This is a genomic window from Aquincola tertiaricarbonis (assembly GCF_023573145.1).
Lineage (GTDB): Bacteria > Pseudomonadota > Gammaproteobacteria > Burkholderiales > Burkholderiaceae_C > Aquincola > Aquincola tertiaricarbonis_B.
Window position 1 is genome coordinate 2,043,062 of the sequence record NZ_CP097636.1, and the last position, 20,169, is coordinate 2,063,230.

Annotated in this window: 20 protein-coding genes; 6 read left to right on the plus strand and 14 right to left on the minus strand. The window is 70.3% G+C overall.

The features are described from left to right. Positions 1-103: 103 nt before the first annotated feature. From MW290_RS23720 to MW290_RS23780, 13 genes are all read right to left on the minus strand, one after another. Complete coding sequence (locus MW290_RS23720; protein ID WP_250196813.1) at positions 104-1,204, minus strand: SMP-30/gluconolactonase/LRE family protein; 1,101 nt, start codon at positions 1,202-1,204, stop codon at positions 104-106. A gap of 36 nt (positions 1,205-1,240) precedes the next feature. Continuing rightward, a complete protein-coding gene (gene gudD / locus MW290_RS23725; protein ID WP_250196814.1) occupies positions 1,241-2,575 on the minus strand; it encodes a glucarate dehydratase in 1,335 nt (444 codons plus the stop codon). Between the two features lie 15 nt (positions 2,576-2,590). Continuing rightward, positions 2,591-3,553 carry a Bug family tripartite tricarboxylate transporter substrate binding protein gene (locus MW290_RS23730; protein WP_250196815.1) on the minus strand — a complete coding sequence of 321 codons (963 nt, stop codon included), beginning with the start codon at positions 3,551-3,553 and terminating at the stop codon, positions 2,591-2,593. Positions 3,554-3,679: 126 nt separating this feature from the next. Then, the gene (locus tag MW290_RS23735) at positions 3,680-4,711 is read right to left on the minus strand and encodes a LacI family DNA-binding transcriptional regulator (protein ID WP_250196816.1); all 1,032 of its coding nucleotides are present in this window, start codon (positions 4,709-4,711) and stop codon (positions 3,680-3,682) included. A 28-nt stretch (positions 4,712-4,739) separates the two neighbouring features. Continuing rightward, on the minus strand, positions 4,740-6,707 hold the full coding sequence (locus tag MW290_RS23740) for a bifunctional diguanylate cyclase/phosphodiesterase (protein ID WP_250196817.1): 1,968 nt from the start codon (positions 6,705-6,707) through the stop codon (positions 4,740-4,742). Between the two features lie 57 nt (positions 6,708-6,764). Next, a complete protein-coding gene (locus MW290_RS23745) occupies positions 6,765-6,965 on the minus strand; it encodes a hypothetical protein (RefSeq protein ID WP_250196818.1) in 201 nt (66 codons plus the stop codon). A gap of 56 nt (positions 6,966-7,021) precedes the next feature. Further along, the gene (locus MW290_RS23750; protein ID WP_250196819.1) at positions 7,022-7,465 is read right to left on the minus strand and encodes a response regulator; all 444 of its coding nucleotides are present in this window, start codon (positions 7,463-7,465) and stop codon (positions 7,022-7,024) included. A 143-nt stretch (positions 7,466-7,608) separates the two neighbouring features. Then, on the minus strand, positions 7,609-8,616 hold the full coding sequence (locus MW290_RS23755; protein ID WP_250196820.1) for a transketolase family protein: 1,008 nt from the start codon (positions 8,614-8,616) through the stop codon (positions 7,609-7,611). Further along, positions 8,613-9,467, minus strand: a complete 855-nt coding sequence (locus MW290_RS23760; protein WP_250196821.1) for a transketolase — start codon at positions 9,465-9,467, stop codon at positions 8,613-8,615. The genes MW290_RS23755 and MW290_RS23760 overlap by 4 nt, the downstream gene beginning before the upstream one ends. A 21-nt stretch (positions 9,468-9,488) precedes the next feature. Continuing rightward, entirely contained in the window at positions 9,489-10,748 is a 1,260-nt protein-coding gene (locus MW290_RS23765) for a TRAP transporter large permease (protein ID WP_250196822.1), read from the minus strand. 12 nt (positions 10,749-10,760) lie between these two features. Further along, entirely contained in the window at positions 10,761-11,276 is a 516-nt protein-coding gene (locus tag MW290_RS23770) for a TRAP transporter small permease (protein WP_250196823.1), read from the minus strand. 12 nt (positions 11,277-11,288) lie between these two features. Further along, positions 11,289-12,281 (minus strand): TRAP transporter substrate-binding protein, encoded by a 993-nt coding sequence (locus MW290_RS23775; protein WP_250196824.1) that lies wholly within the window; start codon positions 12,279-12,281, stop codon positions 11,289-11,291. Between the two features lie 58 nt (positions 12,282-12,339). Then, positions 12,340-13,089 carry an SDR family NAD(P)-dependent oxidoreductase gene (locus MW290_RS23780; protein ID WP_250196825.1) on the minus strand — a complete coding sequence of 250 codons (750 nt, stop codon included), beginning with the start codon at positions 13,087-13,089 and terminating at the stop codon, positions 12,340-12,342. A gap of 114 nt (positions 13,090-13,203) precedes the next feature. Between MW290_RS23780 and MW290_RS23785 the strand changes: the two genes are divergently transcribed. The 4 genes from MW290_RS23785 (at position 13,204) to MW290_RS23800 (ending at position 17,809) form a co-directional block, all read left to right on the plus strand. Next, on the plus strand, positions 13,204-14,133 hold the full coding sequence (locus MW290_RS23785) for a LysR substrate-binding domain-containing protein (RefSeq protein ID WP_250196826.1): 930 nt from the start codon (positions 13,204-13,206) through the stop codon (positions 14,131-14,133). Positions 14,134-14,190: 57 nt separating this feature from the next. Then, positions 14,191-14,859, plus strand: a complete 669-nt coding sequence (locus MW290_RS23790; protein ID WP_250196827.1) for a GntR family transcriptional regulator — start codon at positions 14,191-14,193, stop codon at positions 14,857-14,859. Between the two features lie 143 nt (positions 14,860-15,002). Continuing rightward, a complete protein-coding gene (locus tag MW290_RS23795; protein WP_250196828.1) occupies positions 15,003-17,096 on the plus strand; it encodes an alpha/beta hydrolase domain-containing protein in 2,094 nt (697 codons plus the stop codon). Positions 17,097-17,110: 14 nt separating this feature from the next. Beyond that, on the plus strand, positions 17,111-17,809 hold the full coding sequence (locus MW290_RS23800) for a PEP-CTERM sorting domain-containing protein (protein ID WP_250196829.1): 699 nt from the start codon (positions 17,111-17,113) through the stop codon (positions 17,807-17,809). Here MW290_RS23800 and MW290_RS23805 read toward each other — a convergent pair. Then, a complete protein-coding gene (locus MW290_RS23805; RefSeq protein ID WP_250196830.1) occupies positions 17,798-18,205 on the minus strand; it encodes a nuclear transport factor 2 family protein in 408 nt (135 codons plus the stop codon). The two genes, MW290_RS23800 and MW290_RS23805, sit on opposite strands and share 12 nt — an antisense overlap. A gap of 117 nt (positions 18,206-18,322) precedes the next feature. On the opposite strand from MW290_RS23805, the gene MW290_RS23810 reads away from it, so the two are divergent. Then, positions 18,323-19,264, plus strand: coding sequence for a DODA-type extradiol aromatic ring-opening family dioxygenase (locus tag MW290_RS23810; RefSeq protein ID WP_250196831.1), 942 nt, complete (start codon positions 18,323-18,325; stop codon positions 19,262-19,264). 45 nt (positions 19,265-19,309) lie between these two features. Next, positions 19,310-20,137, plus strand: a complete 828-nt coding sequence (locus tag MW290_RS23815; protein ID WP_250196832.1) for an NADPH-dependent oxidoreductase — start codon at positions 19,310-19,312, stop codon at positions 20,135-20,137. The last annotated feature ends 32 nt before the right edge of the window (positions 20,138-20,169 follow it).

Genomic DNA, 20,169 nt, shown 5'->3' on the forward strand with positions numbered 1-20,169 from the left:
ACGGCGCGAGCGCAGCGAGCCTCGGTGATCATTCAGCCGCCGGGCCGTCCCAAGGCTGAATGCTCCCCCACGGGGGGGCGCGAGCATAGCGAGCTTGGGGGCTCTATACAGCGCCGTGGGCTTCCACGTACAGCGCGTAGACCGAATGGCTGCTGGTCATGTACAGCCGGTTGTTCTTCGGCCCGCCAAAGCACAGGTTGGCGCAGCGCTCGGGCAGGCGGATGTGCGCCAGCGGCTTGCCCTGGGGGCTGAACACACGCACGCCGTCCAGGTCTTCGGGCTGGCCCTTGAGCGGGTACACCGCGCGGCCGTTCATCTGCACCGGCTCGGCGGCCAGCGCGCCGTTGCTGCCCCAGCCGCACCACAGGTTGCCATCGCGGTCGACGCGGAAGCCATCGAGCGCGCCCTGGTCGGTGGCGTCGATCAGCTTGGTCTTGTTGGTCAGGCTCACGCCGTCGCTGCCCACGTCGTAGCGCCAGATGCTGCGGTTGGGCGTGGGCTTCCACTCGACCACGTACAAGTGCTTCTCGTCGGGTGAAAACGCCAGGCCGTTGGGGTTGACCAGGTCGGTGATCACCGCGCTGATGCGCCCATCGGGGGCGATGCGGTAGACGTGGGTACCGGCTTGCTCGGACTTCGCACGCGAGCCCTCCCATTCGCCGTTGATGCCGAACAGCGGGTCGGTGAACCACACGCTGTCGTCGGACTTCACCACGATGTCGTTCGGCGCATTCAGGCGCTTGCCCTCGAAGCTGTCGGCCAGCACGGTGATGCTGCCGTCGCGCTCGGTGCGGGTGACGCGGCGCGTCACCGAGTGTTCGCAGGTCAGCAGCCGGCCCTGGCGGTCGCGGGTGTTGCCGTTGGCGTAGTTGGCGTTGGCGCGGAACACGCTCACGCTGCCATCGCGCTCGCTGTACTTCATGATGCGGTTGTTGGGGATGTCGCTCCACAACAGGTAGCCGCCTTCAGGAAAGTACACCGGCCCTTCGGCCCAGCGCATGCCGCTGGCCACCTGCTCCACCGTGCTGCTGTAGATGCGGTACTTGGCGAACGAAGGATCCAGGATCTGCACCGCGGGGTCGGGGTAGCGCTGGTGGGGCTTGAACTCGAACACCTGCGCCAGGGCGCTGCCGCCGCTGGCGGCCAGCCCGGTGGCGGCAGCGGCTTGCATCAGGCGGCGGCGCTGCGTGTTGATCGGCTTCATCGTCTGTCTCCTCCTTGTTGTGTGGGACTGCCAGGCTCAGCGATCGAGCGCCGGCCGCTTGGGGTTGAAGGTCCAGCCGGGGATCAGGTACTGCATCGCCACCGCGTCGTCCCGCGCACCCAGGCCGTGCTGGCGGTACAGCTGGTGGGCCTTTTCCACCTCGGCCATGTCGAGTTGGATGCCCAGGCCCGGCGCCTTCGGCACCTGCACCAGGCCGCCGCGGATCTGCAGCGGGTCGGTGGTCAGGCGCTGGCCGTCCTGCCAGATCCAGTGGGTGTCGATGGCCGTGACCTGGCCCGGCGCCGCGGCGGCCACGTGGGTGAACATGGCCAGCGACACATCGAAGTGGTTGTTCGAATGCGAACCCCAGGTCAGGCCCCAGTCGCGGCAGGTCTGGGCCACGCGCACGCTGCCGGCCATGGTCCAGAAGTGCGGATCGGCCAGCGGAATGTCCACCGACTGCAGCGACAGCGCATGCGTGAGCTGCCGCCAATCGGTGGCGATCATGTTGGTGGCCGTGGGCAGGCCGGTGGCGCGGCGGAATTCGGCCATCACCTCGCGGCCCGAGAAGCCTTCTTCGGCGCCGCAGGGGTCTTCGGCATAAGCCACCACGCCGCGCATGTCGCGCATCAGGCGCACCGCGTCCTTCAGCAGCCAGCCGCCGTTGGGGTCCAGCGTGACGCGGGCCTTCGGAAAGCGCTCATGCAGCGCGCGGATGGCCTCGATCTCTTCTTCCGCCCGCAGCGCACCGCCCTTGAGCTTGAAGTCATTGAAGCCATAGCGCTGGTAGGCGGCCTCGGCCAGCTTGACCACGGCCTCGGGCGTCATCGCCACCTCATGGCGCAGGCGCAGCCAGTCGTCGGCTTCGCCCGGCTGGCTGTCGTAGGGCAGGTCGGTCTTGGTGCGGTCGCCGATGAAGAAGAGATAGCCCAGCATCTCCACCGCATCGCGCTGCTGGCCCTCGCCCAGCAGCGCCGCCACCGGCAGGTTCAGGTGCTGGCCCAGCAGGTCGAGCATCGCCGACTCCACCGCGGTGACCGCATGGATGGTGGTGCGCAGGTCGAAGGTCTGCAGGCCGCGGCCGCCGGCATCGCGATCCGCGAAGGCTTGCTGCAGCGTGCGCACCAGGCCGGCATGGCTGCCCACCGGCTGGCCCACCACCAGCGGGCGGGCGTCTTCCAGCGTCTGGCGGATCTTCTCGCCGCCCGGCACCTCGCCCACGCCGGTGCGGCCGGCGCTGTCGGTCAGGATCAGCAGGTTGCGGGTGAAGAAGGGCCCGTGCGCGCCGCTGAGGTTCAGCAGCATGCTGTCGCGGCCGGCGACGGGGATCACCTGCAGGGCGGTGATCAAGGGTGTTGAGGAAAGGCTCATGGCAAGGTCCAGGTTTTAATCAGCGGTGATCTTTCCGGTCTCGATCACCTTCTTCCAGCGCGCGAACTCGCTGGCCTGGAAGGCGGCGAACTGGGCGGGCGTGTTGCCCACCACTTCGAGGCCGACGGCCGTGAACTGCTGCTGCACCTGCGGGTCGTGCAGCGCGGCCAGCAGGGCTTCGTGGAACTTGCTGCGCACGTCGGCCGGCAGGCCCTTGGGCGCCACCACCGCCTGCCACGAGTACACGTCGGCGTTCTTCACGCCGGCCTCGGCCAGCGTGGGTACATCGGGCAGCACCGCCGCACGCTTGGCGCCGGTGACGGCCAGCGCCCGCAGCTTGCCGGCCTTGATGTGCTGCAGCACCGCGTTGACGTTCTGGAACGAAGCCTCCACCTGCGCACCCAGCAGGTCGGAGATGGCGGGGCCGCCGCCCTTGTACGGGATGTGCAGGCCGCTGGTCCCCGTTTCCTGCCAGAAGAGTTCGGCCGTCAGGTGGTCGCTGCTGCCGTTGCCCGAAGAGGCGAAGGTCATCTTGCCCGGCTGCGACTTGAGGTGGCCGATGACCTCGGCCACCGTCTTGTAGGGCGAAGCGGCCGGCACCACCAGCACGTTGGGCGCCTGCACCAGCACCGTGATCGGGTCGAAGTCCTTCAGTGCGTCGTACGGCATCGACTTGATGAGGTGCGGCGCGATGACCAGCGGCCCCAGCGAGGTGACCAGGAAGGTATAGCCGTCGGGCGCCGACCGCTTGACCTGCGCCGCGCCGATGGTGCCGGTGGCGCCGGCCTTGTTGTCGACGATGAAGGTCTGGTTGAAGGTCTTGCCCAGCGCGGCGCCCATGGCGCGGGCCACGGTGTCGGTGCTGCCGCCGGGCGGAAACGGCACCAGCAGGGTGACCGGCTTGCTGGGCCATGCCTGGGCATGTGCGCCGGCGACCAGGGCCAGGCCCAATGCGGCGGTGGTGAACAACTTCTTCATCCAAGTCTCCTGAACGTCGGGTCATCGGGCTGGCAGCCAACCACGGTAGCGCTACCAAACGGTGAGCAAATGGTAGCGCTACCGCGTTGCCGCGGGCGATTCGAGGAACTACGTAGCCCGGCGGGCTCAGGCGCTGCCGCGCTCGACGATGGAAAAGCCGAGGTCGACCACCCGCTCAGCCACCGGCCGGCCTTCAGCCCGCTCGACGATGAAGCGCGCCGCCTGGCGACCGATGGCATGGCTGTCGATGCGCACCGTGGTCAGCCCCGGGTGCAGGTCGGCCGCGAATTCCAGGTCGCCGAAGCCCATCACCGCCAGCTGCGCCGGCACCGCCAGGCCACGGGCCTGGGCTTCGGTGAGCACGCCCAGCGCCAGCAGGTCGGAGCTGCAGAACACCGCGTCGACGGAGGCATCCGCGGCCAGCAACTGCTGCAGCGCGGCGCGGCCGCTGCCCAGCGTGGTGGGGGCCGGCACCGTCACCAGCGCCGGCTCGGGCAGGCCCAGCGCCACCGCGGCCTGGCGGAAAGCGCCGTGACGCCGCGCCGAGCGCTCGTCGTCGCCCGCCATCACGGCCAGGCGACGCCGGCCGCGGCCGTGCAGGAAGGCGGCCACCGCGCGGCCCACCTCCACGTGCGAAAAACCCACCAGCATGTCGATGGGCGTGGGCGTCAGGTCCCAGGTCTCGACCACCGGGATGCCCGCGGCCAGCAGCCGCTGGCGCCCGTGGGCCGAATGCATGATGCCGGTGAGCACGATGCCATCGGGCCGGCGGCCGATGATGGCTTCCAGCAGCGCGTCCTCGCGGCTGTCGACATAGCCGGTCTGGCCCAGCATCAACTGGTAGCCCTGGGCTTCCAGCGCCGCGGTGAGCGACTGGATGGTCTGCAGGAACACCGGCCCGGCAATCGTGGGCACCACCGCCGCCACCAGGCGGCTGCGGGTGGAAGCCAGGCCGCCGGCCAGCAGGTTGGGCACGTAGCCGGTGCGGCGCACCGCGTCGGTCACGCGCTGCAACACCTCGGGCGACACCCGGTCGGGCGTGTTGAGCGCGCGCGAGGCGGTGATGGGCGCCACCTCGGCCAGGCGGGCCACGTCGTGCAGGGTGACGGCGCCGCTGCGGCGGCGGCTGCGCTTGGGGTTTGCCGGGGGGCCAGACATGCGGCCGATTGTAGGCAGCGGGTTAGCGCTACCCCTGCCCGGCCGCCTCGGTCAGTGCGCTGTCGGCCAGGCGCCAGCGGCCCTTGCCTTCGCGCTTGGCAGCCAGCATCGCCTGGTCGGCACGGCTCAGCAGTTCGGCCGGCCTGGGGGCGCGGTCGGGCGCGGCGTCGTGGGCCAGCACCTCGCCGGCCACCGCCACGCCCACGCTGGCGCCCACCCGCACGATGCGGCCGTCGCCCAGCGTCACCGGCTGGTTGATGGCCGCGGCCACGCGGTCCAGCACCCGCCGCCAGTCGTCAGCCGGCATCGGGCCCAGCACCACCACGAACTCGTCACCGCCGATGCGGGCCACGGTGTCTTCCTCTCGCAGCTGGCCGGCCATGCGGCGCGCCAGCTGCACCAGCAACGCGTCGCCGGCATCGTGGCCCAGCGCATCGTTCACCGCCTTGAAGCCGTCCAGGTCGAGGTAACACACCGCCACCTCGTCGGCCGGCCGGCGTGGCTGCGCCAGGCTGTGCTGCAGCCGCTGCAGCAGCAGCGCACGGTTGGGCAGCTGGGTCAGCACGTCGTGGAAGGCGGCATGCTGCAGCGTCTCATGCACCTGGCGGGTGGCGGTGACGTCCAGCGCCATCCAGAAGCTTTCGGTCTCGGACAGCGGCATGCCGTTGAGGTCCACCCAGATGGACTGGCCGTTCTTGCAACGCATGCGCACCTGAAGCCGGCAATTGCTGCCGCGTGCCAGGTGGGGGTAGGCCTCGCGGCCGACGCGGTCGAATTCTTCCTGGTCGGGGTACAGCTCACGCATCGGCCGGCCTTCCAGCTCGCCGGCCCGGTAGCCCAGCATGCGTTCGAAGGCGCGGTTCTTCCAGGTCAGCACCCTGCCCTGCACCTTGATCATGCCCACCAGGTCGTTGTTGAGCATGGCGGCCTGCTCCTGCAACAGCTCGGAGATGCGGTGCTGGCTTTGCTGCTGCTGCAGCACATGGGCGGCGATGGACTGCATGGCGCCGGCTTCGCGCAGCGCAAAGCGGTACACCGCCACCGCGGCGGCGGCGGTCAGGCTCCAGGCCAGGGCCGCCACCAGAGAGACGCTCAGCACCTGGTGACGCCAGGGCTGGAAGAAGCGCTCGTGGTTAACGCCCGCGAACACCACCAACGGCCAGCCCGACACCGCACGGTAGGCGGTGGTGCGCAGCTCGCCGTCGATGGGCACCTGCGAGATGTAGCTGCCACTGCCCGGGAAGCGGGACACGGTGTCGCGCAGCATTTGCGACACCTGGGTGGCGCCCACCTCGCCCTGAAGCCCGCTGCCGGGCGAGCGACGCGCCACCAGGCGCAGGTCGCCCTGGGTGCGCAGCGTCATCGCGTCGCGGGCGCTCAGGTCGTAGTGGGAGAACAGCTGCTCGAAGTGGCCGACGCCCAGCGTCGCGTGCAGCGTGCCGACGAAGCGGCCTTCCAGCCGGATCGGCCGCACCACCACCAGCACCCAGCGGCCCGAGCTGCCGCTGCGCAGCGGCCCGGCCAGCAGCGCCTGCCCACCGCCGTGCACCACGGCCTGCTGGAAGAACTCCCGGTCGTCGATGCGCGCGGCCTCTCGCGCCGGGGCACCCCAGCGCACTTGACCCTGCGCATCGGCCAGCTGCAGCGATTCCACGCCCTGCAGCAGCCGCAGGCGGTCGGCCAGCAGTTGCTGCACGCGGGCATCCTCGGAGGGCCAGCCATCGCCGCGGCGCTGCAAGTCGTCCAGCGTGGCGCGCATCACCGCATCCACCTGCGACAGCTCGCTGGCGATGTTGAGCTGGGCAATGCTGACCAGGCGCTCGGCCATGTCGCGGGCACGGCTTTCGTAGGCGCGCTTGGAAGACACCAGCACGGCCAGCACCAGGCCGCCCAGCAGCAGCGCCACCGCCAGGTTGGCCAGCACCAGGCCGCGCAGCAGTCGGCGGCGCTTGCCGGCGACGCGATCAACGAGGTTCTGCGCGGTGGTGGTGGACATGGGGCGCAACGGTGGAAGCCGGGCGGCAGGCAGGCAGACCCTGCCGCCGTCGGCCTCCTACAGGTCGATCTTTCCGTAGTGCAGGGGAATCCGCGAAGCCTCGACGACGCGCCAGACGCGCATGGCCTCAGGCGTTGGCGGCAGGCGCATGCGGGCGCACCACTGCGCAAAACCCGGGTCGGCGGCCGCGGCGGAGTCGCTGGCGCCCGGTTCGGTGGACGCCGCGGACGCGGGCGCGGGGGGCGGTACTGCAGACATGCACCGTTTTCGGTCATTGGACCGGGTGCTTGAGCCTCGGTGATCGGTGCGCGACGTCAGCCCGGCGGCGGCAGCGGCCGCGAGCGCACGGCCAGGTTGGCCTGGGGCCGCCAGCGGCGGCGGCTGGCAGCCACGGCCAGCACCTCGTGCAAGGCCTCGGTGATCAATGGCTTGGCCAGAAAGAGGTCGAAACCTTGCTGCAGGCATTCCAGCTCGGTGCGCGGGTCGGCACGGCCGGTCAGGCACACCATCACCGGCCGGTCGCCGGGTGGCAGCAGGTCGCGGATGGTGTTCATCAGCCGGCAGCCGTCTTCCGAGCCCAGCGCCAGGTCCACGATCATCAGCGCCGGCCGCAGCACCACCGCCGCTTCCACCGCGGAGCGGCCATCGTGCCGCGCCTGCACGCAGCAGCCCAGCTCGCCCAGCAGATCGCAGAGCGACTGTGCGCAGTCGACGTCATCGTCCACCACCAGCACGGTGGGCTGTTCGCTGTGGGTCATGGGCACTCCCGGGATGCGGGCGATGGGTCAGCAAGCGCCATGCCTCCCCGGGATCACCCTGAGTCAGTCCCGCCGGGCCGCCCCAAGGGACTGAGCGGCACCCTCGGAGGCTAGCGAGCAACAGCGAGCTTGGGGGCTCACATTCACCCCAACCAGGCCTTGATGCGCTCCGACAGCGCGGTGGTGCTGATGCCGTAACGCTCATGCAGCGTGGGCAGCGCGCCGGCATCCAGGAAGGCGTCGGGCAGCCCGGCCAGCCGGAAGGCAGGCGGATGCACCCCGTGCTGGAGCAGCAGGCTGGCCACCGCCTCGCCCAGGCCACCCACCACCGAATGGTTCTCGGCCACCACCACCAGGCGCGGCTTGCTGCGCACCTGCTGCAAGAGCGTGGCTTCGTCCAGCGGCTTGATGGTGGGGCAATGCAGCACCGCCACGTCCACCCGGTCGGCGGCCAGCGCGGCAGCCGCCTCCAGCGCCCGCATCGTCATGAAGCCGCTGGCGATGATCAGCACATCGGCGCCGTCGCGCAGCAGCTTGGCCTTGCCCAGCTCGAAGCGGTAGTCGTATTCGTCCAGCACCAGCGGCACATTGCCGCGCAGCAGCCGCATGTACACCGGGCCGGGGTGCTCGGCGATCTGCGGCACCGCCTGCTCGATGTCCAGCGCATCGCAGGGGTCGACGACGGTGAGGCCGGGCACGGCGCGCATCATCGCCAGGTCTTCGGTGGCCTGGTGGCTGGGGCCGTAGCCGGTGGTCAGGCCGGGCAGCGCGCAGCAGATCTTGACGTTGAGGTTCTCCTCGGCAATCACCTGGTGGATGAAGTCATAGGCGCGCCGGGTGCCGAACACCGCATAGGTGGTGGCAAAGGGCACCAACCCTTCCTTGGCCATGCCGCCGGCGGTGGCCATCAGCAGTTGCTCGGCCATGCCCATCTGGAAGAAGCGCTCGGGGTAAGCCTGGCCGAACAGGTGCAGGTCGGTGTACTTGGCCAGGTCGGCGGTCAGGCCCACCACGTCCGGGCGGGTGGCGGCGTAGTCCACCAGCGCCTTGCCGAAGGGCGCGGCCTTGACGCGCTGGCCCTCGGCGGCGATGGAGGCGATCATCGCCGAGGTGGTCAGGCGGGGCTTCTTGTCGGTGACGGGGGCGTTCATGCCGGCACTCCTTCAGCTTGCGATTGGTCCAGGATCTGCAGCGCCTGCTGCCACTCGGGCGGATCGACGCGGATGAAGTGGTTCTTCTCGCGCTGCTCCAGGAAGGGCACGCCCTTGCCCATCAGCGTGTCGAACAGGATCACGCGCGGCTGCGGTGCCTTCAGCGCCCGCGCCGCATCGAAGGCGGCCAGCACCGCCGGCAGGTCGTTGCCCGCCACCCGCTGCACATGCCAGCCGAAGGCCGCCCACTTGTCGGCCAGCGGCTCGAAGCCCATCACCTTGCCCGAAGGACCGTCGGCCTGCTGGTTGTTGATGTCGACCAGGCAGATCAGGTTGTCCAGCCGGTGGTGGGCGGCGCCCATCGCGGCTTCCCAGGTGGAGCCTTCGTCCAGCTCGCCGTCGGACATGGAGTTGTAGACGAAGGCCGGGTTGCCCTTGTGCTTGAGGCCCAGCGCCATGCCCACGCCGATGGCCAGGCCCTGGCCCAGCGAGCCGCCAGAGACTTCCATGCCCGGCGTGTAGGCGGCCATGCCCGACATCGGCAGCCGGCTGTCGTCGCTGCCATAGGTCTCGAGCTCGCTTTCGGGGATCACGCCAGCCTCGATCAGCGCGGCATAGAAGGCGATGGCGTAATGGCCGTGCGACAGCAGGAAGCGGTCACGGCCTTCCCATTCGGGCTCGGCCGGCCGCAGCGTCAGCGCATGGCCGTAGGCCACGGCCAGCACGTCGGCATACCCCAGGGCCTGGCCGATGTAGCCCTGGCCCTGCACCTCGCCCATGCGCAGGGCGTAGCGGCGGATGCGGTAGGCACATTGGCGCAGCCGCGCCAGCAACTGTTCTTGCTCAGTCATTGAAGAACCTCGACGAAGGAGTTACTTGAGGATGGAGGCCGGCACGTACGAGACGAGTGCCAGCACGCCGAAGGCGACCAGGTAGAAGGGCCCGAGCTCGCGCACCGTCTGCCCCACCTTCACCTTGGCCAGCGCACTGGTGATGAAGAGCGTGGTGCCCACCGGCGGCGTGTAGAGGCCGATGGCGAGGTTCACGACCATCATGATCCCGAGCTGGGTCATGTCCATGCCGATGGCGTTGGCCATGGGCACGAAGACGGGCGTGAGCAGCAGCACCGCGGCCGGCAGGTCGATGAACATGCCCAGGAACAGCATCAGCAGGTTCATCATCAGGATGACCATCCAGCCGGCCTGCACGTTCTGCTGCACCCAGCTGGCGATGCCGGTGGGCATCTGGTCGAAGGTGAGCAGCCAGCCGATGGCGGCCGAGGCCATGATGACCAGCAGCACCACGCCGGTGGCCAGGCCCGAGTGCACCACCGCCTCATGCAGCCGGCGCCAGCTCAGGTCGCGGTACACCAGCACCGACACCGCACCCGCATACAGCGTGGACAGCACGGCCACCTCGGTGGGCGTGGCGATGCCGAAGCGCAGGAAGATGATGATGAGCACCGGCAGCAGCACCGCGGGCGAGGCATACAGTAGGTGGCGGCGGAAGGCCGGACCGTTGAAGGCCGAGGTGTCGCGCGGGAAGTTGCGGCGCTTGCCCACCCACCAGCAGGCCACCATGAAGCCGCCGCACATCAGCAGGCCCGGCAGCACGCCGGCCACGAACAGCGAGGCGATGGACGCGTTGGACGTCAGCGCGAACAGGATCATCGGGATCGACGGCGGAATCAGGATGTCGATCGTGGCCGCCGCCGCCAGCGTGGCCGCCGAGAAGGCCGGCGGATAGCCCAGCCGCTTGTGCCACGGGATCAGCAGCGAGCCGATGGCCGAGGCATCGGCCACCGCCGAGCCCGAGACGCCGCCGAACAAGGTGGACGACAGCACGCCCACCTGCGCCGGCCCGCCATGGAAGCGGCCGATCAGCGTGCTGAGCACGCCCACCAGCGCCTCGCCGAGCTTGCCGCCCATCATCAGCGAGCCGGTGAGCATGAAGAACGGGATGGCGATGAGCGGAAAGCTCTGTACCTGCGCCACCATCTGCTGCACCAGCAGGTCCAGCGGCACGCGGTCGGAGCTGGCGGCCGCCGCCAGCGCCGCCACCAGCAGCGCATGGGCGATGGGCATGGCGATGACCGCGCACCCCATGAAGACGAAAAGGATCAGGGCCGTCATGGCGGGTTCTCCTTACCAGTGCGCCACCGGCACAGGCGGCTGCGCCTCGGGGGCGGCGGGGGCGCGGTCGGCCGTCCAGGCGGTCCAGGCCGACTGCAGGGCCAGCAGGCCCAGCATCACCATGCCCACCAACACGCAGGCATAGGTGATGGAGCCGGGGATCTGCAGGATGGGCGTGCGTTCGTCGTGCACGATGGGCAGCATCTGCCAGGTGGCCCAGCCCAGCGTGGTGTACAGGCCCGCCACCAGCAGCCAGCTGAGCACCGCCACCACGCGGCGCACCGGCGGCGACAGCACCTCCACCAGGAAGGTGGTGGTGATGTGGGCGCCGCTGGCCGCGGCCAGCACCACGCCCGACATCACCAGCCACGGAAACAGCAGCTCGGGCACTTCGTTGGCCCATTGCAGGCTGGCCCCGGTGGCATAGCGCAGCACGGTGTTGGCCACCAGGATCACGAAGATGACGCTGGTGCTCAGCCACAGCATGACGCGGCACAAGGCCGTGACCACGCGCTCGAGGATGTTCATCGCGCGCCTCCTTCAGTTGCTGCGGGCGGCGGCCACGACCTTCTTCACGTAGGGGCCGATGGGGCCGGCAGCCCACTTCTCCTCCACCTTGGCGGTGGCCTTCTCGAAGGCGGCCTTGTCCACCGTGGTCACCTGCACGCCCTTGGCCTTGAGGTCGGCCAGCAGGCTCTCGTCGGCCTCCTGCGACAGCTTGCGCTGCAGCGTGGTGGCCTCGGCCGCGGCCTCGGTCACGGCCTTGCGGTCGGCCTCGCTCAGGCGGTCCCAGCTGCGCTTGCTCATCAGCAGCGGCGTCATTTGGAACTGGTGGCTGGTCAGGGCCAGGTGCTTCTGCACCTCGTACAGCTTGCTGGCGTGGAAGTTGGCCAGCGGGTTCTCCTGCCCGTCCACCACGCCCTGCTGCAGCGCCACGTACAGCTCGGCGAACTTGATCTGCTGCGCCTCGGCCCCCAGCGACTGCATGATGTCCACCAGCACCGAATCGGGCGGCGTGCGCATCTTCAGGCCCTTGACGTCTTCCACCTTGGTGATGGGCCGCTTGCCGTTGGTCATGTGGCGGATGCCGTTGTCCCAGTAGCCCAGCACCACCATGCCCTTGGCCGCGCTCTTGTCGGCCAGCTCCTTGCCCAGCGGGCCGTCCAGCAGCTTGAAGGCCTGGGCCGAGCTGGCGAAGAGGAAGGGCATGCCATAGGCCGCGTACTCGGGCACCGCGGACGACACTGCGCCCTGCGAATTGGCGGTGATGTCCAGCGCGCCGGTGCGCACGGCGGTGACCATGGCCGCGTCGTCGCCCAGCTGGGCCGAAGGCGCCACCTGCACCTCGATGCGGCCGCCGGTCTTGGCCTTGAGCACCTCGGCGAACTTGACCGCCGCCTCATGGCGCGGATTGCCCGGCGCGGCGCCGTGGCCCAGCGTGAGCTTGACCGGCTGCGCAAGCGCCATCGCCGGGCCCAGCAGGCCGGCCAGCGCCAGGGCGCCCATCAGGCGGTGGAAGGTGTGTCGTTGCATGGTGTCGTCTCCAGGTGTTGTGATGGACTGCAGGGCCCGCGCGCGCGGGCCGACAAGCTCAATGGATCAACATGCCGCCGTTCACGTCCAGCGTGATGCCGGTGCAGTAGGCCGACAGGTCGCTGGCCAGGAACACGCAGGCGCCGGCCACGTCGGAAGCCGCGCCCAGCCGGTTCAGCGGGATCGTCTCGGCGATCTCCCTCTTGCGCTCGGGCGTCAGCTTGCCCTGGGTGATGTCGGTCTCGATCAACCCCGGGGTGATGCAGTTGACGCGGATGCCCTGGGGCCCGAATTCACGCGCCATCGCACGGGCCAGGCCCAGCACGCCGGCCTTGGCCGCCGAGTAGTGCGGCCCGCCGAAGATGCCGCCGCCGCGCTGCGCCGACACCGACGAGATGCAGATGATGGAGCCGCCCTGCCCCGCCTGCATGGCCGGCAGCACCGCCTGCGACATGTACAGCGTGCCACGCAGGCTGACGTCCAGCACGCGGTCGTAGTCGGCGCCGGTGATCTCCAGCGTCTTCACCGGCTGGGTGATGCCGGCGTTGTTGAGCAGCACGTCGATGCGGCCGAACCGGGCCATCACCTCGGCCGCTGCACGCTCGCACGAGGCCTTGTCCGTCACGTCGGCCACCAGGCCCAGGTGCCCTTCGCCCAGCCGTGCGGCGGCACCCGCGGGGTCGGCGCGTTCCAGGTCCAGCACCACCACCTTGGCGCCCTGCGCGGCCATCTGGCGGGCGGTGGCGAATCCCAGCCCGTTCAGCCCGGCCCCGCCGGTGATGACGGCCACCTTGTCCTTCAGCAGCATGTCGTGTCTCCTTGGTTTCGACGGCCAAATCTTCACGGCGGCACTGGGTGAAGACAAGCGAAGAGTTGTCAGCCTAAGATGACGAACCTTCATCCAACGCAGGGGTAGACCCGCATGGCCAGCGTCCCGCCCATCGCCAACCTGCTGGCCTTCGAGGCCGTGGCCCGCCGCCGCAGCTTCGCGCTGGCCGCGGCCGAGCTGCACCTCACCGCCTCGGCCATCAGCCACCAGATCAGCAAGCTGGAGGCGCAGCTGTCGGTGCGCCTTTTCGAGCGCAGCGCCCACGGCGTGCGCCTGAGCCAGGCCGGCGAGGCCTACCTCTCGCGCGTGGGCGGCGCCATCGCGGCGCTGGCCGCGGCCACCGACGACATGAAGCAGGGTGTCAACAACAGCCTGTACGTGCACTCGGCGCCCAGCATCGCCAGCCTGTGGCTGATGCCGCGCCTGCGCGGCTTCGCCGAGGCGCACCCGGGCATCACGCTCAACCTGTCGGCCGCGCACACCCACAGCGACTTCGGCCTCGGCCAGGCCGACATCGACATCCGCTACGGCGTGCCCGAATGGCCCGACCTGGAGGTGGAGCCGCTGTTCGAGGAGCTGGTCCTGCCGCTGGCCAGCCCCGAGTTCATCCGCACGCACAAGCTGCGGCGCATCGAGCAGCTGCTCGAAGTGCCGCTGATCCAGAGCAACGTCAGCATCGTGCAATGGTCCGACTGGTTCCGCGCCTTCAGCGACCGGCGGGCGCCCGACCGCTTCGGCGTGCGCTTCGACCGCGCGCAGATGTCGCTGGACGCGGCCACGCAGGGCCTGGGCGTGGCGCTGGAAAGCGCGGTCAATGCCGGTGGCCACCTGGCCAGTGGCGCGCTGCGGCCGGTGTTCGGCTACGAGCAGGCCATCAAGGTCAAGGCGCATTTCGCCGTCTACCCGCCGCGCCATGCGCGCCGGCCGGCGGTGGTGGCCTTCCTGGCCTGGCTGCACAGCGAAGCCAGCCGCACGCGGCAGGTGCACGGCCGCGCGGCCAGCCGCAGGCCTCAGCCGGCCTAGGGGTGCACACATGCCAACCCCTTTGTGCATGCATGACCACCGCCTAGACTGACAGCCATGAGCCGTCTGTCCGAGCAACTGCGTGAAGCCATCGAAGAAGAGATCGCCACCGGCGTGCTGCTGCCCGGCACCCACCTCGACGAGGTGGAACTGGCGCGGCGCTTCGGCGTCTCGCGCACGCCGATCCGCGAGGCGCTGAGTCTGCTGCTGGGCGAAGGCCTGATCGAGAACCGGCCACGGCGCGGTGCGGTGGTCACGCAGCTGTCGCCGCTGCGGCTGGTGGAGATGTTCGAGGTGATGGCCGAGCTGGAGGCCATGTGCGCACGGCTGGCATCGCGCCGCATCACCGAGGCGGAACTGGCCGCGATGGGCAGCGCCCACGAAGCCTGCCGAGAGGCCGCGCAGGGTGCCGACACCGACGCCTACTTCTACGCCAACGAGCGTTTTCACTACGCGCTGTACACCGCCTCGCACAACACCTTCCTGGCCGAGCAGGCCACCGGCCTGCAGCGCAAGCTGCGCCCGTACCGGCGCCTGCAGCTGCGGGTTCGCCACCGGCTGCTGGGCTCGTTCAGCGAGCACCAGGCCATCCTCGACGCGCTGCGTGCCGGCAACACCGAAGCGGCCGTGCGCAGCGTGCGCGACCACGTGCTGGTGCAGGGCGAGCGCTTCGCCGACCTGATCGCCAGCCTCAACCGGCTCGCCGAACCGGCTGCTTCGGGTTGACCCGCAGGCATCGAGTCCGACAACGTATACCCTGATGGCGGCTGTGTATACACCAACTAGATTGGTGCACACAGTCTGAGCATCAGCGCCCTCCTCCGGGCCTTGGCGCCGGGCTGCTTCCAAGCACAACGAGGAGACAACCCATGCACAAGAAGCTGGCGTGCCTGCCGCTGGCCGCCGCATTGCTGTGGGCGGGCGGCGCCGAAGCCCGCGTCGTTCGCATCACCATCGACAGCGTCGCGCCGGTGGCCGGCGGCCCGTTCGGCAGCGTCGGCGCCTATGAGCTGCTGCGCGGCACGGCGTATGGCGAGATCGACCCCGCCGACCCGCGCAACGCGCTGATCACCGACATCGAGCTGGCGCCGCGCAATGCCAACGGCAAGGTGAGCTACGCGGCGCAGTTCGCGCTGCACAAGCCGGTGGACATGGGCAAGGCCTCGGGCGTGATGCTCTACAACGTGCCCAACCGCGGCAACCTGGCCATTCCGTACACCGCCGACGACCCGGGCTTTCTCTGGCGGCGCGGCGACGTGCTGCTGCAAAGCGCCTGGCAGGGCGACCTGCCCATCACCTCGCCAACCGCCAACAGCCTGGGCATCGACGTGCCGATCGCCCGCAACAGCGACGGCACACCGGTGGTGAGCCCGGTGGTGCAGCGCTTCGTCGCCGTCAACGCGGCCAGCGGCGGCGCCTGGCAGACCACGCAGAGCCTGCCCAGCTCGCGCACGCCGGCCACGCTGCAGACGGCCGGCACCACGCTGGTCTCGGCCACCCGCGAGACGCCGGCCGGCGTCAAGTCGGGCGTGGTCAGCATTCCGCCCGCCGACTACGCCTTCGCGGATTGCCGCAGCACGCCCTTCCCCGGCGTGCCCGACCCCACCCGGCTGTGCCTGAAAGGCGGCTTCGACCCCGCGCTGCTGTACGAGCTGGTGTACCCCGCACGCGACCCCTACGTGCTGGGCGTGGGCAATGCGGCGATGCGCGACGTCATCGCCTTCTTCCGCCATGAAGCGCAGGACGAAACCGGCACCGCCAATCCGCTGGCGGCGCGGGTGCAGGCGGTCATCGGCTTCGGCAACTCGCAGTCGGGCCGCTTCCAGAAGCACATGCTCAACAACGGCTTCAACGAGGACGAACAGGGCCGGCGCGTGTGGGACGGCGTCAACACCAACATCGCCGGCATGATGGGCAGCTTCAACATCCGCTTCGCGCAGCCGGGCGACATCGCCGAGCTGTACCTGCCCGGCGCCGATGGCCCGCTGTGGTGGGCCGATTACGAAGACACGGCGCGTGGCCGCCCGGCCTGGGGCCTGCTGACGCGCTGCACCCGCAGCAACACCTGCCCCAAGATCATGGAGACCTATGGCGGGCCCGAGATCTGGTACAGCCGCGGCAGCGTGGGCATTGCCGGCACCCGCGGCACCGAAGACCTGCCGCTGCCCACCAACGTGCGCCGCTACTACCACGCCGGCACCGGCCATGGCGGTGGCCAGGGCGGCTACAACCTGGGCACGCGGCCGGCCAATCCGGCGCAGCTGGCGGGCAACCCCAACCCGCAGAACTACATCAACCGCGCGCTGTATGTGGCGATGGTCGACTGGGTGCGCAGCAACCGCGAGCCGCCGCCTTCGGCCTATCCGCGCATCAGTGACGGCACGCTGGTGGCCGCCACCTCGGCCGCGATGGGCTGGCCCGCCATTCCCAATGCACCACGGCCCGACGGCGTGGTGAACCCGGTGCTCGACTACGACTTCGGCCCCGGCTTCCGCTACAACGACGGCTCGGGCGTCATCAGCCAGGTGCCGCCCACCATCCGCCAGGTGATTCCGACGCTGGTGCCCAGGGTGGATGCCGATGGCAACGAGGTGGCCGGCGTCAAGTCGCTGCTGCACCGGCTGCCGCTGGGCACCTACACCGCCTGGGCGCCGATCGCCAGCGGGCCGCTGCAGGGCCGTGAAGCCTCGCTGGCCGCAGGCTACATCCCGTTCGCCAAGACACGGGCCGAGCGGCTGGCCAGCGGCGATCCGCGACCGTCGATCGAGGAGCGCTACCCCAACCTGTGGGCCTACTACGTGCGGGCCACGGTGGAGTCCAACAAGCTGGTGCGTGACCGCCTGATGCTGCCCGACGACGCCGCCCGCCAGCTGCGCCGGCTGCTCGCCGACATGCTGGCCAGCGGACTGTTGCCGAGCAAGGGCCTGACGCCGCAGCTGCTGCAGACCACCCCCGCCCCATGACCAGGAGCCCTTCCATGAGCCTTGCATTGCGCACCGCCGCCCTGGCCCTGCTGGCCGCCACTGCCAGCGCGCCGGCCTGGGCCTTCAGCTTCACCAGCAGCAGCTACACCACCTCGGCCACCGCCACGGCCGAAGGCCTGACCGACAGCCTGGCGGACAGCAGCGCCACCACGCCGCTGCCGCTGCAGACCCTGGCCAACGCGGCCGGCCTGCAGGACTTTGCCAACGCCACCGCGGTGGCCGAAGAAGGCCTGCTGACCGCCACCACCTACGCCGACAGCCTGGCCGCGGCCGCCAGCGCCGAAGCGCAGGTGCGCTTCGTCGGCAGCTTTGCCGACGGCGGCCGGCTGCGCTTCAGCTTCGACTTCGGCAGCGATGCGTCGGCCAGCGGCGGCAGCACCAGCGGCCTGCTGACGGTGCTGATCACCAGCAGCCTCAATGGCAGCAGCAACACGCTGCTCAGCCGCAGCATCGCCACCACCGGCAGCCAGTCGTTCGAGTTCACGCTGGCCGCCGGCAGCGTGAGCACGCTGGATCTGCAACTGCTGAGCAACGCCGCCACCACCGGCCTGGGCCAGTCGGCCCAGCACTTTGCACAGGCCGGCTTTGCGGTGGCGGCCGTGCCCGAGCCGGGCATCTGGGCGCTGATGGCGCTGGGCCTGGCCGGGCTCGCCTGGCGGGTGCGCCGGCCGTCCGGCGCTTCAGCCGCCTGAGATGGCGTACTTGTCACCCACCTGCTCGCGCAGCGGGTGGGTGTCGTAGACGATGTGCATCTGCTGGATGCGGGCGCTGCCGGGGCGGAAGCTGAACACGTCCACGCAGGTGAAGCTGAGCTGCTGGCCGTCGCGCAGCGTCCAGTCGTAGCGGAACCAGGCCGCCACGCGCTGCGCGCCGGGCGACGCGTCGGCCGAGACCAGCAGGTCGATCGGCGTGATGACGCTGGCGCTGGACGAAGCGGCCAGCTTGTCGAAGAAGGGCCCGGCCGCCACGCTGCCGAGGAAAGGCGAATGCACGATGCCGTCCTCCTCGAAGCAGCTGACGAGGCCGGCGGTGTCGCCGGCATGCAGGTGGCGCAGGTAGCGGCGAACGGTGTCGAGGGCGGTGCTCATGGGCGGGGTGTACGGTGGCTGATCGGGGCGCCAGCATCGCTGCCGCGCACCCCGGCGGCAAGCCCGCGTTGGGGCCAACACATAAGATCGACTTATCCATTGGGCGGGGTCCACGCGATGACCCTCGACACACCGATTCCAACGTCCCCTGCCCGTGGCGCACGCCTGACCGTCTGTTCTTCGCACGCCATTCCGCCGCCGCCGGGTGACCCGGCATGGCCGGTGCCGCCGAAGCCGGAGATCTGGGCCGCCTGGGCGACCGCGCGCGAACGCATCCAGGCCTTTGCGCCTGAGCTGGTCGTCGTCTTCGGCACCGACCACCGGCGCGCTTTCCGCGCCGTGATCCCGTCGGTGGCCGTGGCGCTCACGGCCACGGCGCGCGGCGACCGCAACGGCCCGGTCGGCACCTACCCGGTGGCCGGTGACACCGCACGTGCCCTGGCCGAGCACCTGTCGGCACATGACGTCGACATCGCGGTCGCGCACCGGGTCGCGCTCGACCACGGCTTCGGCCACTCGGCGCGCGATCTGCTGGGCGGCATCGACCGCCACCCGATCGTGCCGATCTTCCTCAACGCGGCAAGCCCGCCGGCGCCCTCTTTCCGACGTGCCGCGCACATCGGCGAACTGGTCGGCCGATTCTTCGACGACCGGCCCGAGCGCGTGCTGTTCGTCGGCACCGGCGGGCTCACCCACCACCTGCCCCCGTACACCTTGCCAGACGACGGCGCCGAGCGCGACGAGGACGAAAGGCTGGCGCTGTACGCACGGCTCAGCCAGGCGCTCGCCGACCCCTCGCTGCGCTTCGATGACGGCTGGGACCGTGAATTCCTCGCCGGGCTGGGCCGGCGAGACCGCGACTGGCTGCAAGCCGCCGGCACCGACGTCGTCCGGCGTGCCGGCAACGGCGCAAACGAAGCCGTCTGCTGGGTGGCGGCCTGGGCCGCCGGCGGCCAGCCGCTGCAGGTGCTGGCCTACCGCTTCGATGCCACCACGGGCGCCGGCAACGGCGCGGCGGTCGCCCTGTCGGGCTGGCCGGCATCGCCGCTCGCTGCATAGACTGACCGGCCCAGAACCCGACCGCACTCGCTTCAGCCCCCTCCCATGACCCGCATCAACGACCTGCTCCAACAACGCTACGGACACGCCCCCGACACCCTGGCCCATGCCAATGGCGCCGCGGGGGCCGTGATCGAGCAGTTGCTCGCCCACCGCTCGGTGCGCGCCTTCCTCGACACGCCGCTGCCCGCGGGCACGCTGGAGACCCTGGTCGCCGCCGCGCAATCGGCGGCGAGTTCGTCCAACCTGCAGACCTGGAGCGTCGTCGCGGTGCGCGATGCCGAGCGCAAGTCGCGGCTGTCCGAATGGTGCGGCCAGCAGGCGCACATCCGCCAGGTGCCGCTCTTCCTGGTCTGGGTGGCCGACCTGTCGCGGCTGCACCGCACCGCAGACCGTCTGGGCCGGCGCGCCGACGCCAACCGATTCCTCGAGATGTTCCTGGTGGCCGCGGTCGACGCGTCGCTGGCGGCGCAGAACGCGGTGCTGGCCGCCGAGGCCCTCGGCCTGGGCACCGTCTACATCGGCGCGCTGCGCAACCATGCCGACGCCGTCGCCGCCGAATTGGCCTTGCCGCCTCTGGCCTTCCCGCTTTTCGGCCTGTGCGTGGGCCATCCCGATCCGTCGCGGCCGGCGGCCATCAAGCCGCGCCTGTCGCCCTCGACCGTCCTGCACCACGAGCGTTACGACGCAGCGGGCGAGGCCGCCGCGGTCGCCGACTACGACGAGCTGATACAGGCCTTCCAACAAAGCCAGGGCATGCCGCCGCTGCCCTGGTCGGCGCAGGCCACCCAGCGCGTGGCCACGGCCCAGAGCCTGAGTGGCCGCGACCGCCTGGCCCACTGGCTGCGCGCCCAGGGCTTCGGCCTGGAGTGAACTCAACGGCGCGGCCAGCACCTCGCCGCGGC